Source organism: Streptococcus oralis, assembly GCF_001578945.1.
Lineage (GTDB): Bacteria > Bacillota > Bacilli > Lactobacillales > Streptococcaceae > Streptococcus > Streptococcus oralis_Q.
In genome coordinates this window covers 1-747 of the sequence record NZ_KQ969583.1, presented here as the reverse complement: position 1 = coordinate 747, position 747 = coordinate 1, and the positions used below count along the sequence as shown (strand labels likewise).

The 747-nt window shown below is 47.4% G+C and carries 2 protein-coding genes; both read left to right on the top strand.

Annotated elements, in window-relative coordinates; all coding sequences use genetic code 11:
* Nucleotides 1–292, top strand: a 292-nt coding sequence (locus SORDD16_RS09850) for an alanine racemase C-terminal domain-containing protein (RefSeq protein WP_277730675.1), incomplete at its 5' end; no start/stop codon positions are given.
* A 17-nt stretch (nt 293–309) separates the two neighbouring features.
* Nucleotides 310–747: ATP-dependent DNA helicase RecG (locus tag SORDD16_RS09845; RefSeq protein ID WP_081215210.1), on the top strand; the 438-nt coding region annotated here is incomplete at its 3' end.

Genomic DNA, 747 nt, shown 5'->3' with positions numbered 1-747 from the left:
CGAGCAAGTCATCGCGACCGTGCCAATCGGCTATGCGGATGGTTGGACACGAGATATGCAAAATTTCTCCGTCTTGGTAGATGGCCAAGCTTGCCCAATCGTTGGACGTGTTTCCATGGATCAAATCACTATTCGTCTGCCTAAGCTTTATCCGATCGGAACAAAAGTAACCCTGATTGGCTCCAACGGGGACAAGGAAATCACAGCTACTCAGGTAGCGACCTACCGTGGAACCATTAACTATGAGGTGGTTTGTCTCCTCAGTGATCGTATTCCGAGAGAATATTATTAAAAAGAAAGGAGTGGAGCATGAATCTACATCAACCCTTGCATGTCTTGCCTGGTGTGGGACCAAAGTCTGCCGAGAAATACGCCAAACTAGGAATTGAAAACTTGCAAGACCTCTTGCTCTACTTTCCTTTCCGTTATGAAGATTTCAAAACCAAGCAGGTATTGGAATTGGAAGATGGCGAAAAGGCGGTTCTGTCTGGTCAAGTCGTGACTCCCGCTAGTGTCCAGTATTATGGTTTCAAGCGCAATCGCCTGCGCTTTAGCCTCAAGCAGGGAGAAGTCGTTTTTGCGGTGAATTTCTTTAACCAACCCTACCTAGCTGACAAGATTGAACTAGGCGCAACTCTAGCCGTTTTTGGTAAGTGGGACCGTGCCAAGGCCAGTTTGACTGGAATGAAGGTTTTAGCTCAGGTAGAAGATGACCTCCAACCTGTCTATCGTCTGGCTCAGGGAATC